31 protein-coding genes are annotated in these 25,872 nt (G+C 51.0%); 29 read left to right on the forward strand and 2 right to left on the reverse strand.

The annotated features are described in order from the left end of the window. Positions 1-28 precede the first annotated feature (28 nt). Both H5U02_04680 and H5U02_04685 read left to right on the forward strand, forming a co-directional pair. Entirely contained in the window at positions 29-421 is a 393-nt protein-coding gene (locus H5U02_04680) for a hypothetical protein (protein ID MBC7341728.1), read from the forward strand. A gap of 106 nt (positions 422-527) precedes the next feature. After that, positions 528-776 carry an alpha/beta-type small acid-soluble spore protein gene (locus H5U02_04685; protein ID MBC7341729.1) on the forward strand — a complete coding sequence of 83 codons (249 nt, stop codon included), beginning with the start codon at positions 528-530 and terminating at the stop codon, positions 774-776. Between the two features lie 110 nt (positions 777-886). Here H5U02_04685 and H5U02_04690 read toward each other — a convergent pair whose 3' ends face one another. Continuing rightward, positions 887-1,858: a GPR endopeptidase gene (locus H5U02_04690; protein ID MBC7341730.1), complete on the reverse strand. Its 972-nt coding sequence runs from the start codon at positions 1,856-1,858 to the stop codon at positions 887-889. Between the two features lie 129 nt (positions 1,859-1,987). Between H5U02_04690 and H5U02_04695 the strand changes: the two genes are divergently transcribed. The 3 genes from H5U02_04695 (at position 1,988) to H5U02_04705 (ending at position 3,416) form a co-directional block, all read left to right on the forward strand. Continuing rightward, positions 1,988-2,155, forward strand: a complete 168-nt coding sequence (locus H5U02_04695; protein MBC7341731.1) for a DUF2197 domain-containing protein — start codon at positions 1,988-1,990, stop codon at positions 2,153-2,155. 213 nt (positions 2,156-2,368) lie between these two features. Then, positions 2,369-2,953 carry a 16S rRNA (guanine(966)-N(2))-methyltransferase RsmD gene (rsmD, locus tag H5U02_04700; protein ID MBC7341732.1) on the forward strand — a complete coding sequence of 195 codons (585 nt, stop codon included), beginning with the start codon at positions 2,369-2,371 and terminating at the stop codon, positions 2,951-2,953. Next, entirely contained in the window at positions 2,940-3,416 is a 477-nt protein-coding gene (locus tag H5U02_04705) for an ATPase (protein MBC7341733.1), read from the forward strand. Before rsmD ends, H5U02_04705 begins: the two co-directional genes overlap by 14 nt. On the opposite strand, the gene H5U02_04710 is transcribed toward H5U02_04705, so the two are convergent. Then, positions 3,413-4,594 carry a sporulation integral membrane protein YlbJ gene (locus H5U02_04710; protein ID MBC7341734.1) on the reverse strand — a complete coding sequence of 394 codons (1,182 nt, stop codon included), beginning with the start codon at positions 4,592-4,594 and terminating at the stop codon, positions 3,413-3,415. The genes H5U02_04705 and H5U02_04710 overlap by 4 nt on opposite strands. Positions 4,595-4,766: 172 nt before the next feature. On the opposite strand from H5U02_04710, the gene H5U02_04715 reads away from it, so the two are divergent. The 24 genes from H5U02_04715 to H5U02_04830 all read left to right on the forward strand — a co-directional run bounded on the left by H5U02_04715 (position 4,767) and on the right by H5U02_04830 (position 25,565). Further along, a complete protein-coding gene (locus H5U02_04715; protein MBC7341735.1) occupies positions 4,767-5,321 on the forward strand; it encodes a DUF177 domain-containing protein in 555 nt (184 codons plus the stop codon). A 157-nt stretch (positions 5,322-5,478) separates the two neighbouring features. Next, positions 5,479-5,658 (forward strand): 50S ribosomal protein L32, encoded by a 180-nt coding sequence (gene rpmF / locus H5U02_04720; protein MBC7341736.1) that lies wholly within the window; start codon positions 5,479-5,481, stop codon positions 5,656-5,658. 113 nt (positions 5,659-5,771) lie between these two features. Continuing rightward, on the forward strand, positions 5,772-6,371 hold the full coding sequence (gene fapR, locus H5U02_04725) for a transcription factor FapR (protein ID MBC7341737.1): 600 nt from the start codon (positions 5,772-5,774) through the stop codon (positions 6,369-6,371). Further along, positions 6,355-7,362, forward strand: coding sequence for a phosphate acyltransferase PlsX (gene plsX / locus H5U02_04730; GenBank protein MBC7341738.1), 1,008 nt, complete (start codon positions 6,355-6,357; stop codon positions 7,360-7,362). Before fapR ends, plsX begins: the two co-directional genes overlap by 17 nt. Then, positions 7,343-8,365, forward strand: a complete 1,023-nt coding sequence (locus H5U02_04735; GenBank protein MBC7341739.1) for a ketoacyl-ACP synthase III — start codon at positions 7,343-7,345, stop codon at positions 8,363-8,365. The genes plsX and H5U02_04735 overlap by 20 nt, the downstream gene beginning before the upstream one ends. A 15-nt stretch (positions 8,366-8,380) precedes the next feature. Beyond that, the gene (fabK, locus tag H5U02_04740) at positions 8,381-9,355 is read left to right on the forward strand and encodes an enoyl-[acyl-carrier-protein] reductase FabK (protein MBC7341740.1); all 975 of its coding nucleotides are present in this window, start codon (positions 8,381-8,383) and stop codon (positions 9,353-9,355) included. Positions 9,356-9,386: 31 nt separating this feature from the next. Continuing rightward, a complete protein-coding gene (gene fabD / locus H5U02_04745) occupies positions 9,387-10,331 on the forward strand; it encodes an ACP S-malonyltransferase (protein ID MBC7341741.1) in 945 nt (314 codons plus the stop codon). 1 nt (position 10,332) lies between these two features. Beyond that, positions 10,333-11,076, forward strand: coding sequence for a 3-oxoacyl-[acyl-carrier-protein] reductase (gene fabG / locus H5U02_04750; GenBank protein ID MBC7341742.1), 744 nt, complete (start codon positions 10,333-10,335; stop codon positions 11,074-11,076). A gap of 27 nt (positions 11,077-11,103) precedes the next feature. Beyond that, on the forward strand, positions 11,104-11,340 hold the full coding sequence (gene acpP, locus H5U02_04755; GenBank protein ID MBC7341743.1) for an acyl carrier protein: 237 nt from the start codon (positions 11,104-11,106) through the stop codon (positions 11,338-11,340). A gap of 64 nt (positions 11,341-11,404) precedes the next feature. Continuing rightward, positions 11,405-12,640: a beta-ketoacyl-ACP synthase II gene (gene fabF, locus H5U02_04760; GenBank protein ID MBC7341744.1), complete on the forward strand. Its 1,236-nt coding sequence runs from the start codon at positions 11,405-11,407 to the stop codon at positions 12,638-12,640. Between the two features lie 81 nt (positions 12,641-12,721). Further along, positions 12,722-13,375: a ribonuclease III gene (gene rnc / locus H5U02_04765; GenBank protein ID MBC7341745.1), complete on the forward strand. Its 654-nt coding sequence runs from the start codon at positions 12,722-12,724 to the stop codon at positions 13,373-13,375. A gap of 107 nt (positions 13,376-13,482) precedes the next feature. Then, positions 13,483-13,743 (forward strand): stage V sporulation protein S, encoded by a 261-nt coding sequence (locus H5U02_04770; GenBank protein MBC7341746.1) that lies wholly within the window; start codon positions 13,483-13,485, stop codon positions 13,741-13,743. Positions 13,744-13,766: 23 nt separating this feature from the next. Further along, the gene (gene smc / locus H5U02_04775; protein ID MBC7341747.1) at positions 13,767-17,366 is read left to right on the forward strand and encodes a chromosome segregation protein SMC; all 3,600 of its coding nucleotides are present in this window, start codon (positions 13,767-13,769) and stop codon (positions 17,364-17,366) included. After that, positions 17,329-18,258, forward strand: coding sequence for a signal recognition particle-docking protein FtsY (gene ftsY, locus H5U02_04780; protein MBC7341748.1), 930 nt, complete (start codon positions 17,329-17,331; stop codon positions 18,256-18,258). The genes smc and ftsY overlap by 38 nt, the downstream gene beginning before the upstream one ends. Continuing rightward, positions 18,258-19,322 (forward strand): S-methyl-5-thioribose-1-phosphate isomerase, encoded by a 1,065-nt coding sequence (gene mtnA / locus H5U02_04785; protein ID MBC7341749.1) that lies wholly within the window; start codon positions 18,258-18,260, stop codon positions 19,320-19,322. Before ftsY ends, mtnA begins: the two co-directional genes overlap by 1 nt. Positions 19,323-19,338: 16 nt before the next feature. Beyond that, positions 19,339-20,646 (forward strand): amidohydrolase family protein, encoded by a 1,308-nt coding sequence (locus H5U02_04790; protein MBC7341750.1) that lies wholly within the window; start codon positions 19,339-19,341, stop codon positions 20,644-20,646. A 77-nt stretch (positions 20,647-20,723) separates the two neighbouring features. Beyond that, positions 20,724-22,073 (forward strand): signal recognition particle protein, encoded by a 1,350-nt coding sequence (gene ffh, locus H5U02_04795; protein MBC7341751.1) that lies wholly within the window; start codon positions 20,724-20,726, stop codon positions 22,071-22,073. Positions 22,074-22,116: 43 nt separating this feature from the next. Further along, on the forward strand, positions 22,117-22,380 hold the full coding sequence (gene rpsP / locus H5U02_04800) for a 30S ribosomal protein S16 (GenBank protein ID MBC7341752.1): 264 nt from the start codon (positions 22,117-22,119) through the stop codon (positions 22,378-22,380). After that, complete coding sequence (locus H5U02_04805; protein MBC7341753.1) at positions 22,380-22,610, forward strand: KH domain-containing protein; 231 nt, start codon at positions 22,380-22,382, stop codon at positions 22,608-22,610. The genes rpsP and H5U02_04805 overlap by 1 nt, the downstream gene beginning before the upstream one ends. Positions 22,611-22,623: 13 nt before the next feature. Further along, positions 22,624-23,142 carry a 16S rRNA processing protein RimM gene (gene rimM, locus H5U02_04810; GenBank protein MBC7341754.1) on the forward strand — a complete coding sequence of 173 codons (519 nt, stop codon included), beginning with the start codon at positions 22,624-22,626 and terminating at the stop codon, positions 23,140-23,142. Positions 23,143-23,167: 25 nt separating this feature from the next. Next, a complete protein-coding gene (trmD, locus tag H5U02_04815) occupies positions 23,168-23,914 on the forward strand; it encodes a tRNA (guanosine(37)-N1)-methyltransferase TrmD (GenBank protein ID MBC7341755.1) in 747 nt (248 codons plus the stop codon). A 35-nt stretch (positions 23,915-23,949) separates the two neighbouring features. After that, positions 23,950-24,285, forward strand: a complete 336-nt coding sequence (gene rplS, locus H5U02_04820; GenBank protein MBC7341756.1) for a 50S ribosomal protein L19 — start codon at positions 23,950-23,952, stop codon at positions 24,283-24,285. Between the two features lie 4 nt (positions 24,286-24,289). Next, a complete protein-coding gene (lepB, locus tag H5U02_04825) occupies positions 24,290-24,850 on the forward strand; it encodes a signal peptidase I (GenBank protein MBC7341757.1) in 561 nt (186 codons plus the stop codon). Positions 24,851-24,962: 112 nt separating this feature from the next. Further along, a complete protein-coding gene (locus H5U02_04830; GenBank protein ID MBC7341758.1) occupies positions 24,963-25,565 on the forward strand; it encodes a ribonuclease HII in 603 nt (200 codons plus the stop codon). Positions 25,566-25,872: the final 307 nt, after the last annotated feature.

A 25,872-nucleotide genomic window follows, 5' to 3' on the forward strand; every position in this document is an offset into this window, starting at 1 on the left:
ATACCCTAGAGGAAGTAGGTGAGGGTAAATGAAGCTGGAACGCGGGGAAATATCCCTATTGGCAAACTTCTCCAACAGCAACGATGCTGAGCGAGCCCTAAAGGAGATCAAGACTAAGGATTTAGGGGCAGCCCAGTTGGACCGTACCAGCCTTTACGGGGTAACCTCCGATACCGAGCTAAATAATCCCATTGCTGGGCAAGCGGATACCAATACCGGACTCACTCTTTACTCAGCGGATCGAGACCAATGGCAAGACCTGGATGCCAGGATACTTATGAACGCGGATCCTTCGGCGGGGGGAATGTCAGCCAACCGCAATTTCATCGGTGACAAGAGTTTCTTGTTGACTGTGGTTACCAAGGAACAAAATGTTAACCAGATTAAGGATATCATAGAAAAACATGGCGGAAAAGTATAGGCAAACAATATATCATATGCGTATAGCACGAATGCTATATTTTTACGGCATAGAACTATAAGTGTGAGTAATACTATGGATACAACACAAAAAGGAGGTGAAAACGGTGGGCCAAGGACAAAGAAGCAACCGGGTACTAATCCCAGAAGCGCGTGCGGCTATGGATCGTTTTAAGTACGAAACTGCCAATGAAATCGGGGTAAACGTGCAAGCTGGTGATTACTGGGGTGACCTTCCCTCGCGTCAGTGCGGAGCCGTGGGAGGTCATATGGTGAGAAAGATGATTCAGGCTTATGAGCAGCAATTGGCTGGAACCGCTGGAGCCGGGTTCGGTACCACGGCTGGTACCAGGTAGCTAAGTACTCGAGAGAAGCGGGCTCTGATTGGGAGCCTGCTTCTCCACTTATCTTTTCCCGTACTCCAGCGGCCACGGTTAGTATAACCTTTTGATGCCATCCTAATTCCTCAACGAGGAAGCGAGGCAGCCTGCTGGGCCGGCTGGTGTAAAGCTTGATTAAGTGCCGAAGCCACGATATCGGAAGTTCTTTCAATTAGGTCATCAATCTCCCTGGGGGTCACGGTAAGAGATCCTCCAAAAGGTTGAAGCACTTGTTCGCTTACCCGTTGGACAGAATTTGGGTTAACCTGCGAGGCGAGCATTGGTGACATGCGAGCTAGTTGCTGCAGTGCTTGATAAATGATTACTCCTGCACTTACTACAGTGGGGATACCTATAGCGATTACTGGAGCTCCTAGCGTTTCTTGGTTGATACCCGTACGGTAGTTACCCACTCCCGATCCCGGGTTAATGCCGGTATTAGAAATCTGGATGGTAGAAGCAATCCGGTTTAGGTCACCCGCAGCCAATGCATCAACGGCTATCACTAGCGCCGGTTTAATGTCGTTAACCACTCCTTTGACGATTTCTGCGGTTTCAATTCCTGTCAACCCCAATACCCCGGGAGCAATAGCGCTTACCATGCGCAAGCCAGGGGTGACCACTTGCGGGGCATACTGAAAGAGGTGGCGGGTAACTACCACGGAATCCGTAACCTTTGGCCCTAGAGCGTCGGGGGTAGCCTGCCAATTGCCTAGACCGACAACCAAAATGCCAGCTTGGACGGGGAGGTTTAACGGGGCCATCAGCTGCCTTATGAGGTTGCTTAAAGCGTCGATAATTTGGTCGTGAACTTCAGGGTTATCCTCCCGCAAGGCTGGAGCCTCCAAAGTGATGTAGGTGCCGGGAGGTCGACCTAGCGCCTGGGCCCCAGCTTGATTCAGGATGGTGATGGTGGTAATAGTTCCAAATGGTAGTTGCTGTTTGTCTTCCTTGACGCCGGGGATTTCCCTTCGCGTAGCTCCCCGTAAGAGATCATGGGCCTCCAAAGCCAGATCCAAATTAATCCCCAACAACTGGTATACGGACAACTGATCTATGCCAACCTGATTTTCCACGTAACCCACCCTTCTTAATCCTGAGCTCTGGGCTTATGATAAGCGAAAACTTTGGATTTTATGCTATAATTAGCCCAAGGCAACAAAATACAATCTCGGGAGTTTGCGTCCATGGAAGCTAAATGCAGGATTTGTGGTTCCACCATAGATTTACCTAAGACCCATAAGGATTATCAAAAACTGGCCCAAAACCCTAAAGCTAGCTATATATGCGAAACCTGCCAAAAGAGGTTGATGCATCAAGCCCAGCGCTTACAAAAGGTGCCCAAGCCCCTGTAACATAAGTAAGCGTGAAAATGTCCTTAAAAAGTAAGTGGGGCTTTTCGCCCCACTTACTTGGGAGAGGAGAAACCGGAGGAAGAGCTCATGGGGGAGGGTTATTTTGAAATAACCACTAAGCTCTTCGGTAAAGCCATTTTGCTTTACCAAGCACTATTATGGACATTGTTTTGAGATAATATACCTGCTTAGCAAATATTTATGAGGTTAATTATGAAGGTTACAGGTGGAGAGTTTCGCGGAAGAATGCTCCGGAGTTTGGGTGGTCACGAGCTTAGGCCCACCTCGGCGCGGGTTCGGGAAGCGGTATTTAACATCGTTGGCACCGGGATCAGGGAGGCTCGCGTTTTAGATCTTTTCGCGGGAACCGGTATAATGGGCATAGAAGCGCTGAGCCGGGGAGCGAAAATCAGCGTATTTGTTGAGAGTTATCCTGAGGCAGTCCGAGTAATAAGGGAAAACCTGGCCAAAGTTGGCTGTCTTGGCCGAGCTCGGATCTACCACTCAGACGTACTTAGGGGCCTCGCTACTTTACACCACCAAGGGCAAGTATTTGACTTTATCTACATTGATCCGCCTTACAAAAGCGACTTGTATTTACAGGTCATGGATGCAATCGGCAAGCTAGAGCTTCTTTCTCCCGAGGGGAGAGTGATAATTGAAGCTGACAAGCGGAGGCATTTTCCCGACCAAATAGGATGCTTGACAAGCCAAGGTATTTATGGATATGGGGATACAGTGATCAAGTTGTACGTTCAAGATAAAGAAGGTGGTGACGCCAACGGTGGAGATCAATGAGTTGCTTGACCGGCTGGAAAAATGTCTGTCGGGCGGCGGAAAGGTTCCTTTTACCAATAAGTCCATGGTCAATGTGGAGGAATGCTTGGAAGTCTTGGATCAGATTCGGGCTGCTTTACCCACTGAAATTCGGGAGGCCCAGTACATTCTTCGCGAACGGGAGAAGGTGTTGGCTGAAGCCAGGCAGGAAGCCGAGAAGATTAAAAACCTCACCCAGGCGCAAGTAGAAAAGCTATTGGAAGAGAATGCGTTGACCAAAGAAGCTAAGGATAAGGCGGACAAAATTTTAAGCAAAGCTCAGCAAGTGGCGCAGGAGATTCGCCAAGGAGCTAACCAATATGCCGATGATTTGTTGGCAAAACTGGAGATCCATTTGGAAAAAACCCTAGCTGTGGTCAAGCGGGGGCGCCAAGAGCTGGAAGGCAGTAGCCCCATGGGGGGCAACGCCCGGGAAAGCGCCTAGAACCTGAGTCGCCGGGAAATGTACAGCCAAGATACTGCACCCCTTAGGTAGTTTATAAACCCTATGAACGCTAGGACTGCTAGTGCGGTTACAAGCAGAGCCAAGGAGGCTAAGGCCCAGTACCAAGCATGAAAAATGGGTACATAAGTCCCGACTGGCTGGGCAACTGTTGGAAGCAAAACTAGCATTAGCCCGAAGGAAATCACGGCATGGGCTAAGCGGGTCAGCAGGAAGGGCCATAGACGGATATCAGTTCCGCTAATGGCGCTAGCTACCTGAGCATGGATGGATATTCCTCCCCAGCCCAGGATCATCACAATGGATAGTAGTTTTTGCGTCAGATTCGTTCCCGCGGTTGCGACTGCCTTGCAACCCAATGTAATCTCGAAAAGTCCTGTTGCCAAAGCCTGGGATAGATCCGGGTGGAAACCCAAACCCATGGCTATCTGGCTTAGCGGCAGGGAGATAACGTGGAGAATCCCGGTCAGACGTAGGCTCTCGAGAATTACTGCAAACAAGGTAATAAAGGCACCAATATTGGCTAAAGATCGTAGGGAAGCCAGGGCGGCTTCGGTTAATAGCTGACCCACGGGGCTTTGGTTGGACAAGACTTCGCTGAGCGCGGCGGCCAACCTAGGCTGGGCAGACGTTTGGGGACGATTTTGACGGCCATGAAAGCGGAGCAAAAACAAACCCAAGGTTAAATTGGCCAAATAATGACAGGCACCTACGAGCACCCCTGCTTGGGGATTGCCCAGCATTCCCGTACCTACAGCCCCAAAAACAAAGAGGGGACTAGCATTGCTAGTGAAGCTCATCAGCTTCTCGGCTTCGGTGCGGGTGAGAAGGCCATCCTTTCTTAGCTTGGCAGTAAGGATTGAACCGATGGGAGCTCCCGAGGTAAAGCCAACCAATACTACTAGAGCTGCTGTGCCTGGCAATGCAAATAACAATTGCATGAACGGTTCAAGTAAGAATCCAAGTAATTTGACTATACCCATTTTCATCAGTAGTTCCGAGGTGATCATAAAAGGTAGCAGGGCTGGAAGCACGATATCCCACCAGACCTTCAAGCCCTGCCGGGAAGCATGGAAGATCTCGTGGGGATGAGCAAACATGATAGTGGCCAGAAAAACCCAAAAGGCAGCACGAGCGATTTGGGCTATCGTCTTTGGCAACCTGGCTTGCCCCCCGTTTCTTTAGATCATATGCCTAGGCAAAACTGAGTAGACGCTTGCAAGAATTCGCTAGCTCTGGTGCTGGGCAGGGGTAGTTAGAAACCGCGCATTCCTTGACAGGCCATAGTAGCCTTACCTATAATAAGTGAGGTTTTATCAAGGAGGACTATCAATGTCGGCGAGGATCCCCGTGGCTGGAATGCTTGCCGGTGGGCAAGGGCAGCTTAACGTGCTAGTTTCAGCCAAGCTCGACTTGCACGAAGTAAATGGCAGCAGCATATTAATGCTCGAGCCTTTGCAGGGCGAGGTTCAAGTGAGGAAGGAAGGCCGGCTAATCGTAGTTACAGGTACTTTGCGTACCAAGGTTGAGCTTGCTTGTGGCCGGTGCCTTGAACCTGTAACTGTTCCGCTGTCGGTTGATTACCGGGAGGCTTTCTACCGCGAGGGCGAATGGGAGCTAGTAAAAAGTACGGCCGAAACTCTTGGGTTTAGTGGCGGTGACGAGGTTCATCCCTTTAAAGGAGATACCATCGATCTCAGCCAGTCTTTAACCGCTTCGCTAATGCTCAATTTACCGATGAAGGTGTTGTGCCGAGAGGACTGCCGCGGGTTGTGTCCTATGTGTGGCACCAACCTAAACCGGGGAAACTGTGACTGTAGTCATGAAGAGCTGGACCCTCGGCTGGCAACCCTACGCCAGTTGTTGGGCAGGGAGCTGGAGAGCTAGTATCTGTGGGGTCACGCTGCGGAACTGCAGAGAAAATCCCGCAGGAGTGTTCGGTATTTAGTCTCGAGGTGACTTAGTGCTATACGTGGCAGCAAGTCGGTGCTGAAGGATCAGCGCCCCAGCCGGAAGTATATGCTTTTCTGGAGGAGAATGAAAAATGGGTGTACCTAAGAGGAGACAATCACGCGCAAGAAAAAACCAGAGACGTTCTATTGTTAGCAGGGTAGGAGCCCCCAAGTTGGTAGAATGCCCACAATGTCACGGGCTTAAACTGCCGCACCGTGTATGCCCCAACTGTGGTTTTTACAAGGAACGCGAAGTCCTTCAGGTTAAATAGAATAAGATCCAATTATGGAATAAGCTGGCGTAAACTGGCTTATTCTTTTTACTTGTCAATTAGTACCTGGTACCTTATACTACTACTAATACCTGCCTTTATAAGGTGTGACCATGAACAACAGTTGCTTTAATAAGGCGGAAAGGCAAAAGCACCTACTGCAACGCCTGGACGAGGATCCTTTTGTTACTGACGAGGAACTAGCCCAGGCACTGGGAGTATCAGTGCAGACTATTCGGCTTGACCGACTTGCACTGGGCATTCCTGAGCTCAGAGTAAGGGTCCGCGATTTGGCAACTAGCGCCTACCAACGGGTTCGTTCGCTCCAAAAGGGAGAGCTGATTGGGGAATTGGTGGACTTAAACCTAGGGGTCTCTGGTATTTCTCTCTTGGAGGTCACCCGAGAAATGGTTTTGGAGAAATCCGGAGTGGCCCGAGGGCACTACCTCTTTGCCCAGGCCAATTCTCTGGCTGTGGCCATAATTGATGCTAGTTCTGTACTGACTGGTAGCGCTAGGGTGCGCTTTAAGAGACCGGTTTTTTTGGGTGAAAGAGTGTTTGCCAAGGCTGTAGTAAAAGTAAAGAAGGCTTCAAGTTTCCTAGTATCAGTGCAATCGCGGGTCAAGAATGATCTAGTGTTCAAAGGCCACTTTATTGTGGTGGCCATGGCCGAAAAAGGGTTAGGAGGGGGGAACTATGCGCATAGCAGTTGATGCCATGGGAGGAGATTATGCCCCTTTGGAAATAGTAAAGGGGGCGCTAGAGGCAGCCAGACTAGAAATCGCAGAGATACTCCTGGTAGGCAACCGACCTGAACTTGAGTCTTTGCTACGTAAACTTGGTCCGGCCGGTTCCATATCCGTGATAGATGCTCGCGAGTCAATATCTGGATCAGAGGCTCCAGCTTATGCCGTTCACAAAAAGAATGATTCCTCCATCATGGTCGCCACCCAACTGGTAAAGGAAGGTAGGGCAGAGGCGTTGGTATCTGCAGGTAGCACCGGAGCACAGATGGCCAGCGCCCTTCTATGTTTGGGCCGTTTGCCTGGCATCAAACGCCCGGCCATAGCCACGGTCATTCCTACCTTAGGTAATCCATTGGTTCTGATAGACTCGGGGGCCAATACTCAGTCGAGTGCTGAGAACCTTTGGCAATTTGCTCTGATGGGGAGCAAGTATGCAGAGCTGATTCTAGGTTGTCGCCAACCTCGAGTAGCTCTACTCAATATTGGTAGCGAAGAGAACAAGGGAACTGAGACGGTAAAACAAGCTTATCAGCTGTTGCAGGCTTCTCGGCTCAACTTTGTTGGCAATGTAGAGGGGCGTGACCTAATGGAGGGTGCGGCTGATGTCGTGGTATGCGATGGCTTCACCGGCAACATTGTCCTTAAGGTGATAGAAGGCGTCAGCTTGACCCTGCTAAAGCTGATAGGAGAGTTTTTTGTCGACAGCGCAGCTGGGCAGCTGGTGGATTTGGCGCAGCTGAGACAGCTGCGGGCGCGGTTTGATTACAGCAATTATGGTGGTGCACCTCTGCTTGGGGTAAATGGTATAAGTATTATTTGCCATGGTTCATCAAAGCATGAAGCCATCACTAACGCCATTAAGGTGGCGGTTGACTGCGTGGAGCAGAAGTTGGTAGAGAGATTATGCGAAGGCGGATCTTTGCAAGGAGACGGTGAAGTTGCCATCCAAAAACAGTAGAAGGGCTGCTATTACTGGGCTCGGTTCATACGTGCCGGCTAGAATTCTGACCAACTCGGACTTGGAAAAGATGGTAGATACCAGTGATGAATGGATTAGCACGCGTACGGGAATCAAGGAAAGGCGAATAGCGGCTCCCGAAGAAGCCACTTCCGATCTTTGCCGCGTAGCTTCCATCCGGGCTATTGCCGATGCCGGGCTTAAACCCGAAGACATTGATTTGGTTTTGGTGGCCACCGTAACTCCGGACATGGCCTTTCCAGCCACGGCCTGTTTGGTGCAGGATGGCATTGGGGCAAAATCCGCGGCTGCTTTCGACCTTGAAGCTGGTTGCTCAGGCTTTCTCTATGGGTTGGCTGTAGCCAGTCAGTTTATTGAAAACGGGGTCTATAACCACGTCCTCATTATTGGAGCCGAGACCTTCAGCCGGATTGTAAATTGGGAGGACCGGAATACCTGCGTACTTTTTGGAGATGGGGCAGGAGCTTGCATCTTGTCGGCGGTGGAAGGCGACTGGGGAGTCCAGTCCATCTATCTAGGGTCGGATGGCGGTGGAGGCAAATTTTTAACTCAGCCTGCGGGTGGTTCACGGCTGCCAGCGAGCGCAGAAACCATTAGGCAAAGACTACATACTATTCACATGAATGGGCCGGAAGTGTTTAAGTCGGCAGTTCGGATAATGGCGGAGGCATCCCAAACAGCATTAGAGAAATGCGGACTTAGACCAGAGGCCGTAGACGTCTTTATCCCTCATCAAGCTAACATCCGCATTATCGAGGCTACTGCCAGCCGGCTGCATTTACCCATGGAGAAAGTAGTGGTTAACATTCACCGATATGGGAACATATCTAGCGGTTCAATACCCATTGCCATGGATGAAGCCTTTCGGCAAGGAAAAATTCGGCAAGGGGATATAGTCTTGTTGGCAGCTTTTGGGGCGGGTTTAACCTGGGGGGCCAGTGTACTCAAATGGTTTAAGCAACCGCCGTCCAACCAAGTGTAGTGGGAGGTAGGGTTGGTGCTCTATACGGAGTTATGTCAGCTTCTTAACATCGAATACCCAATTATTCAAGGCGGTATGGCCTGGGCAGCCACCGGGGAGTTGGCAGCAGCGGTATCCAATGCCGGTGGGCTGGGGATCATCGGGGCGGGCTCAGCGCCACCGCAGGTAGTACGCCAAGAAATCATCAAGGCCAAAAAACTGACTACCAAGCCTTTTGGAGTCAATATCTACTACCAATCGCCTTATGTAAACGAAGTAATCGAGGTCCTAATAGCAGAAAAAGTCCCGGTAGTTGCTACCGGTGGGGGCAACCCGGGCAAAGATATCAAGCGTTTAAAGCTTTCGGGCGCAGTAGTCATTCCTGTAGTAGCTTCGGTTGCCCTTGCTAAGCGCCTGGAGCGATCTGGAGCGGATGCTCTCATTGCCGAAGGGATGGAATGCGGGGGGCATACTGGCGACATAACTACCATGGCCTTGGTTCCGCAGGTGGTGGATGCAGTCAACATCCCGGTGGTGGCGGCCGGAGGGATAGCAGATGGCCGGGGACTGGTAGCAGCTCTAGCTCTTGGGGCTTCGGGGGTGCAAATGGGAACTAGGTTTTTATGTGCCAGCGAATGCATAGCCCATCCCAATTACAAACAGGCAATTTGTAAGGCCAAAGATAGGGATACAGTGCTGACGGGGCCCGAAGGAAGCAAGGTGCGGGTCATAAAGAATAAGTTGGCTCAGGAATTCTTATCATTGGAAAAAAGCTCCAGTAGTAGGGAAGAAATGGAAAGGCTAGGCATGGGGAGATTACGGGCGGCAGTAGTTGACGGCGACATCGAGTATGGTTCACTGATGGCCGGTCAGGTTAGCGGCATGATTAAAGAGGTGTTGCCTGCCGCCACCATTATCGCCAACATAATTGAAGAGGCTGAGACTATCATCAAGCGCCTGCAGAGTTTGGAGCAGCAGGTAAACAGCCAGATAGCAAGGCAGGTGCACTAACGTTAGCAGTGACTCAGGAAGGAGGGAGAGTTTGTCAGGAAAAGTTGCTTTTGTATTCCCTGGGCAGGGTTCACAGTACCCAGGCATGGGAAGAGATTTATATGATAGCTACGATGTTGCCCGAAAAGTATTTGCAGATGGAGACCATGCGCTGGGCGAAGCTTTGAGCCAATTATGCTTTCAGGGTCCGGCTGAAGCTCTTAACCTAACTACTAATACGCAACCGGCAATACTCTTAACTAGCTTAGCCTGTTTAGCGGTGTTGCAAAAAGAGGGCGTTAAGGCCCAATACGCAGCTGGCCATAGCCTGGGTGAGTATACGGCTCTGGTGGCAGCCGGAGTATTGGGTATGGAGGATGCACTAAGGTTGGTCCGGCTTCGGGCCATGTTAATGGAGAAGGCTGTTCCCCATGGGCGGGGTGGAATGGTGGCCATAATTGGGTTACCTCGAGAAGAAGCAATGAAGGCTTGTACCGAGGTTTCCAGCTTTGGAGTGGCAGAGATAGCCAATTTTAATAGCCCGGAGCAGATAGTTGTGGCTGGGGAAAACCCGGCCCTGGAGGCACTTGAGCAAGTGGCTAAATCTATGGGGGCCCGGCGTACAGTTCGCCTCCCAGTCAGCGGGCCTTTTCATTCCTCCCTGATGCAATCCGTTAGCCAAGCATTGGAAAAAGCTTTCACTGAGGTGCAGTGGAGCGAGCCTCAGCTAGGGCTCGCCATGAATGCTAGCGGCGATTTTGTCCAATCAATCGCCGAAATTAAGGCTAATCTGATAAAGCAAGTTGCGTCTCCAGTAAGATGGGAGGACGAGATCAGGAAATTGGCCGAAAACGGGGTTACCGCCTTCATAGAGATAGGCCCAGGTAAGGTGTTGTCGGGATTGATCCGGCGGACGGTGCCAGGGGTGATGACCTTAAATGTTGAGGATAGGCGCTCATTAGAAAGCACCCTTGCGTCGATGAGGGGGTCTAGATAAAATGTTGCTCGATGGTTGTGTGGCCGTAGTTACCGGTGGCTCTCGTGGCATCGGCAAGGCCATCGTTGAGGCCCTGGCTGATCAGGGTTGCCGGTTGGTAATCGGTTATAACCACAACCAACAGCTAGCTGAGGAGCTGGCCAAGGAAATAGGCGCCAGGGGCCGGGAGGCAACCATTGTTCAAGCAGACGTGGCTTACGCCGACCAAGCCAAGGGCCTGATTGACGCTGCCCTGACTCGATTTGGTAGACTGGATATTTTGGTTAATAATGCAGGCATTAGAGCCGACAACCTTTTGATCCGAATGAGCGAAGAGGAGTGGGACCAAGTCCTAAAGGTTAACTTGTGGGGTGTATATCACTGTTGCCGAGCAGCGCTAAGGCCTATGATTAAACAAAGGTCAGGGAGAATAATTAATATTTCATCCATAGTAGGTTTGGCCGGCAACGCCGGACAGGCGAATTATGCAGCAGCCAAAGCCGGTATCATTGGCTTCACTAAGTCCCTGGCCAAGGAAGTTGGATCCAGGGGAATTCTGGTCAATGCTATTGCTCCCGGGTATGTGATTACCGACATGACTCAAGGCTTAGCAGAACCTCAAAAAGATAAGCTCCTATCCATGATCCCCCTAGGCCGCTTTGCCAGGCCCGAGGATATAGCCGGAGCTGTACTATTCTTGGCTTCTCCTTGGGCAAGCTACATAACTGGCCAAGTTCTGGGGATTGATGGGGGCCTAGCCCTTTAACCAAAATTTGGAAGGAGGTGATCGCAGTTGGATATATTTGAAAAGATCAAGAGTATTGTTGCCGATCAGTTGGGAATCAGTGAAGATGAGATTACCATGGATACTTCGTTTGAGGATCTAAATGCTGACTCTCTGGACATAGTTGAATTGATCATGTCGTTGGAAGAGGAGTTTGGTATTGAGATACCCGATGAGGACGCCGAGAAGCTTACTACGGTAAAGGCAGCAGTGGAATACATTAAAGAGAAAACCAAGGAAACTTAAAGAAGAATCCCGTAGATTCCCCTACGGGATTCTTCGGCCTAATCTTTAGAAGGGGATAAACCTTATGAGTCACCGAGTGGTAGTTACCGGAATGGGAGTTGTTAGTCCGATTGGCTCCACCTTAGACAGCTTTTGGAAAGCGGCCGTAGAGGGAAAATCCGGAATTACTCCCATTACCCGATTTGACTGCAGTCAAATGGCCACTCGCATCGCCGGTGAGGTTAAGGACTTCGACCCCCATACGTATATTGATCACAAAGAGAGTCGACGCATGGACCGCTTTACCCAATTTGCGGTTGCCTCGGCCAAAATGGCTGTGGAAGATGCTGGACTAGACCTTGACAGGGAGGACCTAACCCGGATTGGAGTAATATTTGGTACCGGGGTAGGAGGCATCGAAACCTTCGAGGAACAATTCCAGGTCCTGCAGGCGAAAGGGCCGTCCCGGATTAGCCCCTTCTTTATCCCGATGATGATTGCCAATATGGGGGCAGGGCAGATATCCATTGTCTTGGGGCTAAAGGGCCCGAACCTCACGGTGGTAAATGCCTGTGCCTCGGCAACCAATGCCATTGGCGAGGCTTTTCGGGCGGTTCAGCGGGGAGAGATGGCGGTGGCTATCACCGGTGGTAGCGAGGCCTCGTTGACACCCTTGGCGATAGCTGGTTTCTGCTCGATGCGTGCCATGTCCGTCCGCAATAACGAACCAGAAAGGGCTAGCCGTCCTTTCGATCGGGAGCGGGATGGATTTGTTCTCAGCGAAGGCGCGGGGGCTTTAGTGCTGGAAAGCTGGGAGCATGCCCAGCAGCGTAATGCCAAAGTATATGCCGAGGTGATAGGTTACGGGTGCACAGCGGACGCCTTCCATATTTCTGCTCCCCAGCCCCAAGGCGAAGGGGCTATCCAGGCCATGAAGCTAGCGCTCACCGATGCGGGGGTAGCGGCTGAGGAAGTCGGTTACATTAATGCCCACGGGACTTCTACTGACTTAAATGACAAGATCGAAACCTTAGCTATCAAACAGGTTTTCGGCGATCATGCCCGCCGTCTTCAGGTCAGTTCGACCAAGTCGGTTACGGGCCACCTGCTAGGAGCAGCCGGTGCAATCGAGGCAATTGCTACCTGCCTTGCACTTAAACGTGAAGTCATACCACCTACGATCAATTATGAATACCCTGACCCTGAGTGCGATCTAGATTATGTGCCCAATCAAGCCCGGCAAGCAAAAATCACTGTAGCCTTATCTAACTCTTTTGGCTTTGGTGGCCATAATGCGGTCCTAGCCTTTCGGCGCCTTTAGTCGAGGTGGAGATGATTGACATTCGACCGTACGCAGGAACTGACTCGGTTCCTTGCTACTAACGGTATACCTTCGGTTGCTATGGAGCTTGTCGATCGGGCCCTGACTCACCCGTCGTATGCCCACGAACATCCGGAAGTAGAGGGTAAGGATAACCAACGTTTGGAATTCTTGGGGGATGCTGTACTGGGGGTAGTTGTATCCGACTACTTATTTCGGCGCCTGCCAACCAGCTCGGAAGGAAACCTCAGCAAAATCCGGGCTAGCATAGTATGTGAAAAGACGCTAGCCGACGTTGCTAGGGAAATTGGCCTATCCAAACATATACTCCTAGGTCGGGGCGAGGCTTTGTCGGGTGGTAGGGACCGAGACTCGATTCTTGCCGACGCTATGGAGGCGTTAATCGCGGCGGTATATCTGGCGGGCGGTTTAGAGGCCGCATATGAGTTTGTGGTGAGGCTTTTCGGGGCGAAGATTGACGACGCTAGCGCAGGTATGGTTTGGGATTATAAGACCAAGTTGCAAGAGGAGTTTCAAGAAAGGTTTCACCAGAATGTCGCTTATACAGTACTGGAAGAATTAGGACCTGAACACAACAAGCATTTTACCATTGGGGTTTCGTTTAAGGGCAGGCTTTTGGCTAAGGGTCAGGGGCGCAGCAAAAGAGAGGCAGAGCAGAATGCTGCTCACAAGGCGCTAGATTTACTGGAGCGAGGCTTAGTAGAGTTGGAGTAGGTTTGCAGATTCGGGGCTTGGAAATGCCAAAAGCAGGAATTACCTGACATCTGTCGAATATACTAGTACTACCCGCTGCCAGCTTACCCGTTTGAGGAGGAATCCATGTGGAAGTACTGAAGGTATCAGCGCGCTCTAATCCGAAATCAGTGGCGGGTGCCTTAGCAGCAGTTTTTCGTAGTACTGGTAAAGCAGAAATCCAAGCCGTGGGAGCTGGAGCAGTGAACCAGGCCGTTAAAGCCATAGCTATTGCCCGTGGTTTCATAGCTCCCAATGGAGTAGACCTGGTAATGATTCCAGCTTTTACCGAAGTCAACATCGATGGGGATGAACGTACGGCTATTAGGTTTATTGTTGAGGCAAGATAGCTATTGCACCGGGAGGCAATGTCTTGTACCTACGTCGTCTCGAGGTCTTAGGATTTAAGTCTTTTCGAAACCGGGTAGTCATTGAGTTCGATCCTGGCATAACCGTGATAGTTGGTCCCAACGGCAGCGGGAAGAGCAATTTGGTGGACGCTTTACGATGGGTTTTAGGTGAACAATCAGCCCGGAGCATGCGTGGAGACAAAATGGAAGATCTACTGTTCGCAGGTAGCAGCGATTCTCGGGCCACAGGGATGGCTGAGGTTACTGCCGTCTTAGAAGGGGAAGTGAGACGATGTGGTGCGGAGCAATCTTATCCTGAGGAAATTGCCATAACCCGTAGGCTTTACCGATCTGGGGAAAGCGAATACTTTATCAACCAGAAAAGGGTACACCTAAGGGAAATCCAAGAATTATTGTGGGACGTAGGCATAAGCAAAGATGGGTTTAGCATCATAACCCAGGGAAAGGTTGATGAGGTCCTCGGGGCAAAACCTGAGGACCGACGCCTTTTATTGGAAGTGGCAGCTGGCATATATAAACATAAAAAACGCAAAGAGACTGCCCTAAGGGAGCTAGATCAGGTTAACGCCAATGAAGTTCGACTCCGCGACGTTATCTCCGAGTTGAGCGGTCAGGCAGAGCCTTTGCGTCGGGAAGCCAAGGTGGCTATGGAGTACAGGTCCCTGCGGGCCGAGCTGGCTCAAAAGCGGTTGTTGCTTGGAGCTACCCGATTGGCTAAGCTGAAGGCAACCGTAGAAGACCTTGAAAAAAAGGCTAGGGACCAAACCTCTAAGCTCAAACAAGCTGAGTTAGAGTTAGCTTTGGCTGCCGAGGAGCACGACAAGCGAAAACAAGAACTGGCTGCGGCAGAGAAAGCTTGTTTGCAGACTGGCGAAAGGGTACGCCAGCTTGAGGGCGAGATAGAGAGGGTCAAGAGCAAAATTCGCGAGCTCTCCGGTTCGGCTGAGGCTGAGGAAAGATTTCTTAAGGAGCAGGACCGGACCTACCAAGGCTTGGAACGGCGCCTGCTAGAAATAGAAGCGGAAATTGCAGGCACCGAAGCCCAAATGCGGGAGCTGGAGCAGAGGGGGGCAGAAGTTGCCAAGGAAGAGACATCCTGCTTGGCTAGGTTGGCTGAGGTTGAAGCTGAACTGAAGCAATCAGAAAGTGAGGCCAGGAACGTAACCTCGGAGTTGATCGAAGCCTCCAACCAGCGTGCGCAAGTTCGGCACTCAGTAGCTCAAGCAGAACAGAGAAAAAGTTTTCTTGCCTCTCGGCTGTCCAAACTGAGAATTGAAATTCAAGAGGCTGAAAAGCGGGATCGGGATCTTGGGTGTAAGGTAGAGCAATTGACAAGAAAATGCGAACAAACCAAGGGTGAGCTTGATGAATTGGAAGGACAGTTGGCCAGGTTGAAGGAACAGCGCGAAGAGGTTGATCATAATCTTTCCGTTGCCAATCAAAGCCTGCATGTGTGGCAGGACAAGCTTAAAAGCCTGGAGGGCAAGGTGAAATGTTTAGAGGCCACCCTCAATTCTGGCACCCAAGCCGTTCTAAAGGCTGCTCAAAAACGGATTCTCAAGGGAATACTAGGTACGGTGGCTGATCTTCTCACCGTTGACCCCGCTTATGCGGTGGCTATCGGAGCAGCTCTGGGGAACGTAGCCGAGAATTTAGTGACCCAGACGGTTGAAAATGCGAAGCAGGCCATTAAGTACTTAAAGGCTAACAAGTCGGGTTGGGCTACGTTTGTGCCTTTAGAAAGAATTCCGTCGCGACCAGAAATGAAGGTTGATCACCGCATTTTTGACCTCAAAGAGCACGGTGCTATCATCGATCTAGCTTGCAATTTGGTGACCACTGATTCGAGGTTTTCGGGATTGTGCCAATATGTTTTGAACAATGTTTTGGTAGTTAATGATATTGATGATGCGCACCAAGTGGCGGATACCCTGGGATATCGTTATAAGGTGGTTACTTTAGAGGGAGATATAATCTACCCAGGTGGCATCCTCCGCGGGGGTAGCAAGGCTAAGAGTAGCTCTATTTTGGCCCGAAGGGTTGAGCTGCGGCACCTGCTCTTGGAACTGAGCCGAGCTAGGGAAAAGGTTCGGACAGAGGAAAAGACGTGCCAGGCTTTGGGACAAGAGCTAGCGCGGCTGGAGGAGCAAGCAAGCTATTTAGAGAAACGGAAGCTTAGCTTGGAGAGCGCGTTGGTGCAGGCTGAAAGCCTAAGGGCAGCCTATCTAGAAGAACTTAGGCCCCTCAGCCAAAAGTTAGAAGAGAAAAGGCTGGAAACCAGTGAGATTATGGTGGCCTTAAAGCAACAAGAACAAGATATAGATAAGACTATAGGTCGCCTGGAAGAATTGGAAGGACAAGTAGCAGGCTGGCAAGCCCGGGCTAATGATCTCCAGTTGGAAACGGAAAGGCTACGGCATGAACATCAGCAGCTAGCTGACCAGAGGGCACGACTAGAGGCCGAGCGGCGAGTTATCTCTGAGCGGCTAAGAACTAGTCGCGAGGTGCTATCCAAGCTACAAGAGGAGAGGGGTTCCCTGCAGGGGGAGAAGTCCGAATGGACAGCGCGCCTGAAGGCCACTGAGACTTCGCTTGAAAGGAACCGTCGGCAGTTGAAGCTAGCCCAGGATCACTTACAAGAGCTGGTCCTGAAGCAACAATCGCTTGTGCAAGTGGAGCAAGAAGAGCAGGAGCACTTGCGCGCCTGCCAGAAGTGGTATGAGGAAGCATCGCAACAGAAGTCCAAAATTGAGCGCCAGATAGCCAAACATAGAGAGAGGCTACAATTGCAAAACCTAGAGCTAGCAGAAGCCAAAGCTACTTATCAGGCTGAGGTTCGTAACCTGTGCTCGCAATTTGACGTTGACGAAGTTCAGCTTGGGGAACTCGCTTCTGAACCAATAACTGCAGCGGAAAACCTAGAAAGCGAGATTTCCGCCCTCATGGCTAGTATCGAGGCTTTGGGTCCGGTAGACGAAAGCAGTATCGAGCAGCTTCGTAGATTGACTGAGCGCCTTGAGTTCCTTCAGGTGCAATTAAGCGATATTGTCGCCTCCAAGAACGAGCTCATGGAACTGGTAAGAGAGATAGATTGTTACATGCAGCAACGCTTTCAAGCTATCTTCAAGCAGATCAACCAGCAGTTCCAAGAGATTTTTCTGCGTTTAGTGGGCGGTGGTCAAGCTGAGCTGCGCTGGGCTCGGCCCGATGATTTGCTGAATTCAGGTGTTGAGATTCTGGTACAACTTCCTGGCAAGAAGTTGCAGAATTTGCTTCTACTATCAGGAGGAGAGAGGGCCTTATGTTCCTTGGCCCTGATGCTGGCCCTGGTTCAAGTTCAAGAGTCCCCGTTTTGTGTCTTAGACGAGGTGGACTCGTCTTTAGATGGGGCCAATCTAGAGAGGTTTTTGAGTCTGGTCCAGGACATGGCAAATCATATCCAGCTGATCTTAATATCACACCGGCAAGCAACCATGCAGAAAGCCAATTATCTGTATGGAGTCACCATGGAACGCCCTGGAGTTTCGAAGCTGTTGTCGCTAAAACTGAAGGAAGGATTGAAAGATGGCTCTGCTCGAACGGTTTCAAATTTCCCTGCGTAATAGCCGACGAGGCTTGCGTGATAAGCTAAGCAAGATTTTTCCTTGGGGTCATAAGGTTGATAGTAGCTTCATCGATGATTTGGAGGCAATCCTCATTGAAGCTGATACTGGGGTGAAAGCGGCTACTGCCATTGGAGATTATCTGCGAAAAGAACTTGTAGATAGGGGACGATCTGCCGACCTGAACACTATCCAGGAACTCTTGATGGAGCGGATTATTGCTATTTTATCGGCGAACCACCTTCCTCTACAATTGGGGGATAACGGGCCCCAGGTCATTCTATTGGTAGGTGTGAATGGAGTCGGGAAAACTACTACTGCGGCCAAGCTGGCCTACCGATTCAAACAGCAAAATCGAAAGGTAATGTTGGTTGCTGCCGATACTTTTCGAGCAGCAGCAGGAGATCAACTTGAAGCTTGGGCCCGCCGAGTCAACGCCGGGCTGATCAAAGGTGCTCCAGGATCAGATCCGGCGGCAATTGTCTACGACGGTTTACAGGCGGCTAAGTCGCGGGGGATAGATGTGGTCATTGTGGACACTGCTGGCAGGTTCCATAATCGGGCTGGACTGATGGAAGAGCTTAAGAAAATTAAGAGGGTCATAGCTCGGGAAGCCCCTGGACAGCCGGTTGAGACCTTGATGGTACTCGATGCTACTACCGGACAGAATGGTATTGCCCAAGCTCAAGTTTTTCATCAGGCTTTAGATTTGACCGGGATCGTATTGAGCAAACTGGACGGTACTGCCAAAGGAGGAGTGGTGTTGGCCATCGCTCAAGATTTGGGGATACCGGTCAAATTGGTTGGTTTGGGCGAGAAGCCGGAGGACCTAGAGGATTTTTCTCCTGCTCTATTTGGCCAAGCTCTTTGTGCCCGAGGAGATGATGACTAGTGGACCCGATCCGGTGGACAGGAAAAAGCCTGGAGATCCTGGACCAAACCTTGCTTCCAGACCGGGTTGAATGGATAGAATGCCGTAGCTATGATCAGGTTGCCGAGGCCATCGTCAATATGAGAGTGCGGGGGGCTCCCTTAATTGGCATTGTGGCTGCATACGGGGTCTGCCTAGCTGCCCTGGGCTATTCAGGGCCTCGAGAGGAGGAAATGGCCTATATTCAGGAGGCTATTACTACTTTGGCTAATACCCGACCCACTGCGGTTAATCTCTTTTGGTCCCTGGAGCGAATGAGGCAGGTTCTGCAAGGACATACAGCCCAGGATGGGCAAGAGCTAGCCAGTAGGCTGATCCAGGAGGCCAATCGAATCTGGCAAGAAGACCTTGAGGCTAGTCGCAGAATGGGCGAACTGGGCGCAGACCTTTTGCCTCCTCGTTGTCGGGTGCTTACTCACTGCAATGCTGGGGCGCTAGCAACTTCGGGCTACGGGACCGCCTTGGGGGTCATCCGAGCTGGCTTCAGGAAGGGAAAAATTCAGCGCGTATTTGCGGATGAAACTCGGCCTCTGCTACAAGGCGCAAGGTTAACCGCATGGGAGTTAAGCGAGGATGGTATTCCAGTTACTGTCATTACTGATGGTGCAGCTTGCCACCTCATGGGGCTGGGGCAGGTGGATGTGGTCATCGTAGGTGCGGATCGGGTGGCTGCCAATGGCGACGTGGCTAATAAAATTGGTACCTATGGCTTGGCAGTGGCGGCTCATTACCACCAGCTACCATTTTATGTGGTCTGTCCGCTATCTACCATTGACCTGGCCACCGGTTGTGGCCAAGATATAACCATTGAACAAAGGGACGAGGGCGAGGTAAGGGCGATAGGAAACAAGTTGCTAGTCGCTCCCAAGGCAGGGGTTTACAATCCTGCTTTTGATGTGACCCCTGCTCACCTGATCACCGCCATCATAACCGAGCGCGGTGTGGCCAAGCCTCCCTATGAGGTCAGCTTAGCAGGTTTAATGCAAAAGCGCCCAGGGGAGAGCGCTGGCGAGAGGATCGGTTAGGGTGAAAAGGATCTTAATTAAAGATTGCTATTGGCTAAACCGCAACCAGGGTACCTGGGAGATACTGCAAGGTAACATTGGCATTGAGGGAAATTACATTCGGTTTGCCACCTCAGGCTCTGTCCAGCCGCCCCACGATTGGCAAGCTGAACAAATAATTGACGGCTACAATAAGCTTGTGACCCCGGGCTTTGTTAATTCCCATACCCATGCGGCCATGGCTCTGTTTCGGGGCTTTGCCGACGATTTGACCCTGGAGCGATGGCTCAAAGAGCGCATTTGGCCGGTTGAGGAGCTACTCACTCCGGAGGATATATACTGGGGTAGTAAGCTGGCCATCCTGGAAATGATCAAAAATGGCTGTACTGCTTTTGCAGATATGTATTTTTTTATGGATGAAGTAGCCCGAGCTGTATCGGAGGCTGGCATTCGGGCCAGCCTTTCGCAGGGCATGACTGCCTTGAAGTTGGTGGATGGATGGGTTTCCTTGCGGCGAGCTAAAGCCTTTGCTTTGAATTGGAAGGGCGATGCCAATGGGCGAATTTCGGTTATGTTGGGCCCTCATGCCTTGTATACTTGCCCGCCTTCGTTTTTAGCCAAGGTAGCCGAAGTTGCAGCTGAGCTTCAGGTTGGTGTCCACGTTCATGTCGCTGAAACCTTGGCGGAGGTACACTCGGCGGTGGAGTCTTATGGAAAGAGCCCGGTGGCGGTGCTCGAGGAAGTTGGCCTGCTGGACCTTCCATTATTGGCGGCCCATTGCGTGCATCTGGCGGGTAACGACCTGAATTTATTGGCAGCTAAACCAAATGTCCATGTGGTCCACAACCCCAAGAGCAATATGAAGCTAGCTTCGGGTATCTGTCCAGTTGCAACTCTCCTCGAGCGGAAGATCAATGTTGCTCTAGGTACTGATGGCGCTGGCAGCAATAATAGTCTGGATCTTCTAGAAGAAGCTAGGGTTGCGGCCTTGCTTCAAAAAGTCAGCGTTGGGGATGCCCGAGTGCTTCCGGCAGAACAATCCCTGGATTTATTGACTATCAACGGGGCTAAAGCCCTAGGCCTGGGGGGAGAAATAGGTCTTATTAAGCCGGGCTACCGTGCGGACTTGGTGCTACTTAATATTGATCAACCCCACTTTTATCCTCGCCACAGCTTAGTATCTCACCTTATCTATACAGCCAGAGGGTCGGATGTTGATACTACCATAGTTGACGGGCAGGTAGTAATGCAAGGGCGATCCTTGACCACTATCGACGAGGAGGAAGTCTTCTGGCACGCCCAACAGGTTCGTAAGCGCATGGTTGACGCTACCGGGGTTTATTAGTACAATCTCGTTGTTGACGCTAGGCTAGTCAGTCGCCTTGCTGGGTTAGGCCTCTAAATGGGCCAGGGGGAGTGCATATGGCTCTATTTGAGAATCTTGGTAGTCGGTTACAAGAAGCCTTCAGGAAGCTTCGCCGCAAGGGCAAGCTAAGCGAAGCTGATGTAAATGAAGCCATGCGAGAGATTCGCTTGGCTCTGCTGGAAGCCGATGTCAATTTTAAGGTGGTCAAAGACTTCGTTGCTCAAGTCAGCCAGAGGGCTGTAGGAGAAGAGGTCATGGCTAGCCTAACTCCTGGACAGCAGGTAATCAAGATAGTCTACGAGGAGCTTACTTCCCTTATGGGGGGTGGGGCAAAGCGGCTCAACTATGCCCCAAGCCCCCCTACTGTCATTGCGTTGGTGGGGCTCCAGGGCTCAGGAAAGACTACTTCGGCGGCCAAACTAGCTCTGCACCTCAAGAAAGAAGGGCGAAAGCCCTTGCTGGTGGCGGCGGATGTCTACCGGCCGGCGGCTATTCGGCAGTTGGAGATTCTAGGTCAGCAGATCGGGGTACCCGTATTTAGCTTAGGAGGACAAAACCCTCGCGACATAGCCCTTGCCTCGGTGGCCCATGCCAAACGTGGTGGGCTAGATGTGGTAGTGATAGACACGGCTGGACGCCTGCACATAGATGAAGAGCTAATGGCTGAGTTGGAGGAGATCCGTTCGGTCTCCCACCCCAACGAAATCCTTTTGGTAGTTGATGCTACTACTGGCCAAGATGCGGTGAAAGTGGCCACATCGTTTAATCAGCGATTAGGCCTTACTGGCGTAATTCTCACCAAGCTGGACGGAGATGCCAGGGGAGGGGCAGCGTTATCGGTTACTGCCGTAACTGGCTGTCCGATCAAGTTTGCGGGGATGGGGGAGAAGCTGGAAGCGTTAGAGTATTTCCATCCCGATCGGATGGCATCGCGCATTCTTGGCATGGGCGATGTGCTAACGCTCATCGAGAAAGCCCAGGAGGCTTTTAATGAGGAAAGGGCAAAGGAACTCGAGCGCAAGATTCTTCGGGAACAATTCACCTTGGAAGACTTTTTGGAGCAATTGCAACAAGTAAAATCGATGGGGCCCGTGAGCGAATTGGTAAATCTAATTCCAGGTCTCAAACTTAAAGGTGCCGACAAGCTGGTAGTTGATGAAAGAGAGCTGAAACGCATCGAGGCCATTGTCCAGTCTATGACTGTGCAGGAAAGGCGTAATCCTGCTATAATCAATGGTAGTCGAAAAAAGCGGATTGCCAGAGGGAGCGGTACCCAGGTTTCTGATGTCAATCGTCTCCTCAAGCAATTTGAGCAAGCCCAAAGGCTGGCCAGGCAGCTGGGGGGGATGGTGGGCAAAAAGGGGAAAGTGCGTCCAGGGTTGGGTAGCCTTTTTAGCTTTAAATGATAGATAGATTATCATGATTGAGTCTCGGAGGAGGTCGTTTCAACTGGCAACTAAGATTAGGCTTAGGCGGATGGGTGGTAAGAAAAAGCCCTTTTATCGAGTAATTGTGGCGGATTCTCGTTCGCCTCGCGATGGACGTTTTATCGAAGAACTGGGTTATTATGATCCGCTTCGCGATCCCGCGGCTATTGAGATTGATAAAGACAAGGTAGCCAAGTGGATGGCATGTGGCGCTCAACCCACCGAATCGGTAAAATCGCTTTTAAGGAGGGCCGGAATTAATATATCGCCCGGGAGAGGTGCATAATGCAGGAACTGCTCAAGTTTCTGGCTAGCGCGTTGGTAGATCATCCGGAAGCGGTGGAGGTAAAGGAAGTTCAGGGCGAAAGATCGGTAATCCTAGAACTGAGGGTTGCGCCTGAGGATATGGGAAAGGTAATTGGCAAACAAGGAAGGATTGCTAACGCTCTCCGGACAGTAATCAAAGCGGCTGGAGCGCGTGATGGTAAGAAAGTCGTAGTAGAAATAGTTCAGTAAAGGCGGATTGATAGTGGGCCGACCCAAGCGCGTAGCTATCGGTAGGGTAATTACTACCTACGGCTATAGCGGGGAAATGCGCATCGAACCATGGACCGATTACCCGGAACGCTTTCAAGTGCTAAGGGAAGTATGGGTAAGGCCGGTTGGAAAACCAACAATCCGGGCGAGGGTACGTGGGGTTCGGTTCCAAAGTAGCTCGATACTCTTGAGTTTGGAGGGTGTGAATACTAAAGAAGAAGCAGCTCCCCTTCGAGGGGCTGTTTTAGAGGTAGAAATAGCTGACGTTTACCCGTTGCCAGAAGGCTCCTTCTATATTTTCGAGCTGCAGGGTTTGCATGTATACACTGCCCGGGGGGAATACCTGGGAAGGGTTGGTGAGATCATTAAGACTGGGGGCAATGATGTATTGGCTGTTCGCTCTAGATCAGGGCGCGAAATCTTATTGCCGGCTTTGAAGAGTGTGGTCAAGAAGATTGACTTAGTTGATGGCCGCATGATCGTTAGCCCGCCAGCCGGTTTAGGTGAGTGACCAGGTTGGAGACGGGGAATCATATATGCGTATCGACGTTCTGACCATTTTTCCCGAGATGTTGGTGCAATCTCTCTCCTATAGCATTCTTGGCCGAGCCCAACAGAAAGGGTTGGTTTCCTTTAACGCTGTGGATATTAGGAATTTTGCCTTCAACAAGCATCGGGCGGTTGATGATTACCCGTATGGCGGCGGCCAGGGGATGGTGATGCAGGCGGAACCGATTTTCCTGGCGGCTGAAAAGGTACTAGAGGAAGCTGGAGGGAAAGAGGGCACCAAGATCATCTTGCTAAGTCCTCAGGGGAGCCTGTTCACCCAGGCCAAGGCCTGGGAATTGTCTAGGTTATCGCACCTAGTGCTGATTTGCGGGCATTATGAAGGAGTGGATGAACGAGTCCGCGAGTTCTTAGCTGATGAAGATTTATCCATTGGGGATTATGTTTTAACCGGTGGCGAAATCCCTGCCCTAGTTGTAATTGATGCAGTGGTACGATTGCTGCCAGGGGTATTAGGTTCGCCAGCTTCTGCCTGCGATGACTCATTTAGCCGAGGTATTTTGGAGTATCCCCAATATACCCGCCCTTACGATTTTCGCGGGTATAAGGTTCCGGACATACTACTTTCGGGCAACCATGCAGAGATTGCCAAGTGGAGGAGAAAACAATCGCTATTACGAACATACATGAAGCGGCCGGACCTTTTGGCTAAGATTAAACTGAGTTCAGAAGACGAAAAACTTTTGGCTGAGGCGCTAGCTGAGAGTGATGCTTAATCTTGCGGGAGGTAAAAAAGTTGGACTGGAGAGAAATGTTATACCAGGAAGCTAAAAGAAATGCCAAAGAGGAACTGCCCCAGTTTCAAATTGGGGACACAGTGCGAGTGCATGTTAAGGTAGTTGAGGGAAACCGGGAACGCATCCAACCTTTCGAAGGTACTGTAATTCGCAGGAGAGGCAAAGGATTGGATGAGACCTTTACAGTTAGAAGGGTTTCTTATGGCGTAGGAGTAGAGCGTACTTTCCTTTTGCACTCTCCGCGCATCGAACGGATAGAAGTAGTAAGGCGCGGGCGTGCTAGGCGGGCTAGGTTGTATTATTTACGGGAAAGGATAGGGAAGGCGGCTCGCGTAGCCGAAAGGCGATAATGAAATGAATAGATCAATTGGCGCTCAAGAGGAACAGGTTTCCAAAGAGAACGAAAGGCGATCGACAATAATCGATTTCCTGGAAGTATTGGTTATTGCCGCCGTGTTAGCGGCGATAATAAGGCTTTTCCTGTTTACGCCTTTCTATATTCCCTCCTCCTCCATGGAACCAGCCCTGGAGCCAGGGGATCGGATTATTGTTAACAAGATCCTCTATCATTTTGCAGTTCCTCAGCGGGGGGATATAGTAGTTTTTCGATACCCTGTAGATCCTTCTCGTGATTTTGTTAAGCGGATTATTGGTCTACCGGGGGAAACGGTAGAGGTTCGTAACAGTAGGGTATATATAAATGGTCGTCCCTTAGAGGAAAGCTATTTGCCCTCGCAGCTCTCATACCCTAACTATGGACCCATCAGGGTACCTCAAGGATCGTTTTTCGTCATGGGCGACAATCGACCTGATAGCGATGATAGTCGGGTCTGGGGTTGTCTGCCCGATCGCTATTTGATCGGAAAAGCGGTGCTGATTTTTTGGCCTTTGGACCGCCTAAGGTGGTTGCATTAGCCCTAGGTATTTTTTCAGTCAACTGGTATAGAGGATTTTGGGCCTCAAGGAAGAAGTACTACCTTTAGAGTAGCGACGAATGTATCAGCTTGGCAAAGAAAGAAGCTCGCTGATGTTAGGGTGGTCTAAGACCGAAAAGGAGTTATATGCCTTAGGTCATCGATTGATAGCAGGAGTTGACGAGGCAGGTCGGGGACCAATTGCCGGCCCAGTAGTGGCTGCGGCAGTGGTGCTAGATCCCTGGACTCCTGTTGAGCTGCTGGAAGACTCAAAGAAGCTAAGCCCGAGCAAGCGCCAAGAGGCAAGCGTGCTTATTCGGCGACATGCCAGAGCATGGAGCGTTGGAATGGTCGGAGCAGCTGAGATTGATAAAATGAACATCCGCAAGGCTAGTCTGGCAGCTATGGCTATGGCGCTAGAGCGTTTGGCTGTGCAGCCGGACTATGTTTTGATAGACGGGACTGAGGTGCCATCGGGGAATGTGCTCAGCCGTTCGGTAGTCAAGGGAGATGCGCATGTAGCTTGCATTGCTGCTGCCTCCATCTTGGCTAAGGTTTTTCGAGATGATTTAATGCGTTGGTATGATAGAATATACCCGGGTTATGGATTAGCTCAACATAAAGGGTATGCTACCCCGCAACACCTGGATGCTATACATAGGTTGGGATTAAGCCCCCTTCATCGGACAACCTTCCGGGTCGCCGTAGCGGGGTAATTTATTAAGAGCCCAGCCATTATGAAATGGGGCGCTATAGGTGGGCAGCAAGGCGCTATGGGCATTAGTAGTAACTGCCGGCTGTTCATCGAAGGGGAGTGCCCCATGCGGCAAGCCGTACAACTTTGGAGGGCAAAAACCTAGTAGGGGACGCCGCAGCGGTGGTCCAGAAGTGACCCAGCACTCAACTCAGGGACTTGGGCGGGGAGTTCGCCCGGGTCAGATAGCCAGGGCTTTGCCATATGATAATGAACCAACGGTTGAGTGCTGGGCGGAGCGGAAGACCAAGGACCCAGCCGGAAAGACA

This window comes from Clostridia bacterium (assembly GCA_014360065.1).
Lineage (GTDB): Bacteria > Bacillota > DSM-521 > Neomoorellales > JACIYF01 > JACIYF01.